Raw genomic sequence first — 4,178 nt, forward strand, 5'->3', positions numbered from 1 at the left:
GGGCTGGAGCGGCTGGTGGGCGCGGGCACGAGCGTGTCCGCGCTGGGCATCTGCGTGGGGATGATGGTGACGACGCCGCGCTACCTGTCCGCGCTGGCCTCCGGGGAGCGCTCGTTGTTCGGGCTGGAGCGCATGTCGGAGTCGGGCGTGCCCATGCGGGCGTTGGCGGTGACGTGGGCGCTGGTGCTGGGGTTCGTGAACCTGGGGGACCTGTCGGAGCTCTTCGCGCTCTCCGCCATCGCGGTGCTGATGCAATTCGGTGTCACGGCGACGGCGCTCGCGGTGCTGTCGCTGCGGCGGGAGCGGAACCTGCGGCCGGTGCACGCGCTGCTGGCGGTGCCCACGCTGGTGCTGGGGCTGACGCTGGTGGCCTTCGGCGCGAGCGCGCGGGAGGCGGCGGTGGCGTCGGTGGCGGTGCTCGCGGGGCTGGCGTTGATGCAGCTGTCACGGCCGAGGGAGCCAGCGCCCGTCCGCCTGCCCTGACGCCTTCGCACGTCAGGAGAGCGGGCAGGCCTGGGGACAACCCGGCACGTTGTGTTGCGAAGGGGGGACCGGGCCGGGAGACTCGCGAGGCGATGCTCGGGTATCAGGCGAATGCGCAGTGGCGGGACATGTCTGACTTCGTGGTGCACTTCACGAAGCCGGGGCCCCCGTACCACGACGCCTACCAGAACATGATGAGCATCCTGGGAGCGCGCACGCTCATCCCGGGTGCGGAGGGGTTTGGCATCGCGCGAAGGGAGGCGGTGGTGGCGGACCGGCACCGCTCGGTGTGCTTCAGCGAGATTCCGTTGGATCAGCTCGCGAGGCTGGTGCAGCGCCGGAGCCTGTACGGCATCGCCTTCCGGAAGAGCTTCATCCTGTCGCAGGGCGGAGGCCCTGTCTGGTACGTGCAGTACGGCTCGCCCGCGCACCTGGCGATGAAGCACCAGCTGGACCAGGCCCTGGCGTCGAAGGAGCCCCAGAAGGAGCCCGTGTGGGCGGTGACGCCCTTCGTGGACATCCAGGGTGACGCGCACAACGCCCCCTACAGCTACCGCTTCGACTGGGAGCGCGAGTGGCGCGTCCCGGGCCTCATGCGCTTCACGGAGTACGACGTCGCGGCGCTCTTCCTGCCCGAAGAGGTCCACACCGTGGCGAGGGACTTCTTCGCCTGGGCCGTGCGCGAGCGCGCGGGTCCGGGCTACTTCTGCCCGGTGTTGGATCCGGGCTGGAAGGCGGAGCAGATCATGGAGGCGCTGGCGAAGCACACGCAGGCGCCGGTCGTGACGGAGCCCAAGAGCGCGCCGGGGTGACCCACCTCAAGCCTTGTGCTTCTTGAGACGTCGCTCCAGGTGGGCAACAGGCGAGAAGAAGTAGGCCCGTCCGACCTGATCCCTCTCCAGGAACCCCGCGGCTTCGAGGTCGAGCAGGTCCTGCCGGGCGGTTTGATAGACCACTCCGTGCCGGCGCCGGTGCGACTGGATGTCGTAGCGCGCGGCCGGATTTTGAAGGGCATGCGCCAGCAGCTCCCGCTGCCGGGGATTGAGGCCCGCATCCTTCTTGAGGAGATGCTCCACCTGCCGGGCCTCGTGCCCCTTCCGCTCCAGATACGCGTAGAGGTCATCGGTCGCGCGTTGGATGACGTCCAGTTGGTGCAGGAGGAAGTAGGTGAGGTCTCCCTGGTCCGTCTCCGTGAACAGGAACGCCCGGCTGTATTGCATCTGGGCGCGCTGGATGATCCGGGAGATGGAGAGGAACTCCGCGATCCAATATCCCTCCCGGATCATGCACCAGTAGAACAGGGCCCGTGCGGTGCGGCCGTTTCCATCCACGAAGGGATGGTCATAGGCGAGCATGAAGTGAATGACGATGGCGCGCACGACGGGATGGATGAAGACACTCCCGTCGGAGCCATTCGCGAACGCACAGAGCTTCCGCAACCGGCCGGGCAGTTCACTGGCGTCAGGGGGGACGTGGAGGATTGCTCCACTCGCCCGGTCCTGGACCGTGATGGACTCATCATCGCGCCGCAAGCGGCCCTCTTCGCCAGCGTCGAGCGTGTCACGCGTGATGGTTTCGTGAAGCTCCAGGAGCAGTGAGGTCGTCAGGGGCACATGCGCATTCCGGCGCATCAGCTCCATGGCCTGGAAGTTGTTGAAGATCATCCGCTCGTCCTTGGTCCGAGGCGGACGTCCCTGCTCCAGCATCTCCCTGGCGACCTTTCGGGTCGTGGAGGCGCCCTCCAGCTGACTGGAGGTGATGGCTTCCTCCATCAACGATTCGACGATGTAGCGCTCACGGACGCCTGAGTTGGCCAGTTGAGGGCCCGCCAGCTCCAGCCCCTTTCCAAGCTGCCGGTCCATCCGATGCAGCGCTGAAAGGAGCCCGTCGGGACGGGTGAAGCAGAATGGCTGCCCCGTCTTGTCCTGGAGCGGCAGCTCGGCGCTCAACGTGGTTCGTGCCGTCTTGACCCGGTACCACCACTCCTCATGCGTCATGCCCTCGGGCGCGGGATGACGGCGAAGCTCGTCCCAGTGGAGATAGCGCCCGTCGGGCTCAGGCCCCACCGGCTTGCGCTCCAGCAGGGCGACAAGCCGCTCTGTCCCTGAGCTGGCGACCGCCTGTACGAACGCATGGAGGTCGGGAGGCGTCGCGGGGAGTCGCATGGGCTTGAACTACCAATCTACTACTAATTTCGCGGGAAATTAGTAGTCGCCTACCGCACACGCTCGATGCGGTGCTTTCGGCCCTTGATGCGGCCCTCACTCAGTCGCTGGAACGCGACCTTCACCACGCGCTTGGACACGGCGACGAAGGCGTGATGGTCGTGGATTTCAATCTTGCCCACGTCCTCCGCCTTGAGGCCTCCCGCCTCGCCCGTCAGTGCGCCCAGGATGTCTCCGGGCCGCATCTTGTCCTTGCGCCCCGCGGAGATGGACAGCGTCTCCCAGCCGGAGATGAGCGACACGCCCGGCACGTTCTCCGGCACCAGCGCGTCCACGTCCCCCTTCTCCAGCTTCACGCCCGTCGTCGCTTCGATGTCCTCCACCTTGCGGCTGTCCGAGCGCGTCACCAGCGACAGCGCCAGCCCGCGACGGCCCGCGCGCCCCGTGCGGCCAATGCGATGCACGTACGCTTCCGGCTGCTGCGGCAGCTCGTAGTTCACCACCGCGTCCAGCGCCTCCACGTCGATGCCCCGGCCCGCCACGTCCGTCGCCACCAGCACGCGCGTGCTGTGATTGCGGAACTTCGCCATCACCCGGTCCCGGTCGAACTGCTCCAGGTCGCCCTGCAAGCCGTCCGCGCTCACGCCCGCCTGCACCAGCGCGCGCGTCAGCTCCACCACCACCGCCTTGAAGTTGCAGAACACGATGGCGGAGGCCGGCTGGTGCTGGCGCAACAGTCGCAGCAGCAGGCCCTGCTTCTCCTCCGGCGTGCACGCGTACGCCACCTGCTGGATGTCCGGCGCGGCCTCCTCCTGCGCCAGCGACACCCGCACGGGGTCCTTCTGGAACGCGCGGCTCAGCTTCTCGATGTCGTCCGGGAACGTCGCGGAGAAGAGCACCGTCTGCCGCTTGGAAGGCGTCGCCCCGAGCACCCGCTCCATGTCCTCCCGGAAGCCCATGTCCAGCATCCGGTCCGCTTCATCCAGCACCACCGTGGCCAGGTGCCGCGTGTCCAGCACCTCGCGGTCCAAGAGGTCGATGATGCGCCCGGGCGTCCCCACGCCGATGTGCACGCCCTTCTCCAGCGCCTCCACCTGCGGCCGGATGGGCGACCCTCCCGCGAGCGCCAGCACCTGCACGCCCGGCATCCGCCGCGCCAGCCGGCGAATCTCTCCCGCCACCTGCGCGCACAGCTCGCGCGTGGGGCAGAGCACCAGCGCCTGGAGCCGCCGGTCCTGCGTGAGTTTCACCTTCTGCAGGATGGGCAGCGCGAACGCCGCCGTCTTCCCGCTGCCCGTGCGGGCCTGGCCCACCAGGTCCTTTCCCTGCAACAGCACCGGGATGCTCTGCGCCTGGATGGGGGTGGCGGTCTTGAACTCCAGCTCCTCCAGCACCTGGAGCAGCGGGGGTGACAGCGCGAGCGCGGAGAATTCCATCGGAGCCTCGGGGGACGGAGGCACGGGGCGCCTCGGGAGAACGCGCCCTTGTAGCAGCCTTCCCACGCCGGACAAGCCCGGCGCCCCCCTACCC

3 protein-coding genes and 1 pseudogene are annotated in these 4,178 nt (G+C 68.3%); 2 read left to right on the forward strand and 2 right to left on the reverse strand.

What is annotated here, in order from left to right; all coding sequences use genetic code 11:
- Positions 1-483: pseudogene (locus D7W82_RS38610) on the forward strand (APC family permease); the annotation flags it as partial.
- A 128-nt stretch (positions 484-611) separates the two neighbouring features.
- The gene (locus D7W82_RS38615; protein WP_233588196.1) at positions 612-1,295 is read left to right on the forward strand and encodes an abortive infection system antitoxin AbiGi family protein; all 684 of its coding nucleotides are present in this window, start codon (positions 612-614) and stop codon (positions 1,293-1,295) included.
- A 6-nt stretch (positions 1,296-1,301) separates the two neighbouring features.
- On the opposite strand, the gene D7W82_RS38620 is transcribed toward D7W82_RS38615, so the two are convergent.
- Positions 1,302-2,648, reverse strand: a complete 1,347-nt coding sequence (locus tag D7W82_RS38620; protein WP_120623037.1) for a Fic family protein — start codon at positions 2,646-2,648, stop codon at positions 1,302-1,304.
- 50 nt (positions 2,649-2,698) lie between these two features.
- On the reverse strand, positions 2,699-4,084 hold the full coding sequence (gene dbpA, locus D7W82_RS38625) for an ATP-dependent RNA helicase DbpA (protein ID WP_120623038.1): 1,386 nt from the start codon (positions 4,082-4,084) through the stop codon (positions 2,699-2,701).
- Between the last annotated feature and the right edge of the window lie 94 nt (positions 4,085-4,178).

The sequence above is a fragment of the Corallococcus sp. CA049B genome, from assembly GCF_003611685.1.
Taxonomy (GTDB): domain Bacteria; phylum Myxococcota; class Myxococcia; order Myxococcales; family Myxococcaceae; genus Corallococcus; species Corallococcus coralloides.

Coding starts and splice junctions, on each gene's coding strand:
- D7W82_RS38620 (WP_120623037.1), bottom strand. CDS start 2,648: ATGCGACTCCCCGCGACGCCTCCCGACCTCCATGCGTTCGTACAGGCG.
- D7W82_RS38615 (WP_233588196.1), top strand. CDS start 612: ATGTCTGACTTCGTGGTGCACTTCACGAAGCCGGGGCCCCCGTACCAC.
- dbpA (WP_120623038.1), bottom strand. CDS start 4,084: ATGGAATTCTCCGCGCTCGCGCTGTCACCCCCGCTGCTCCAGGTGCTG.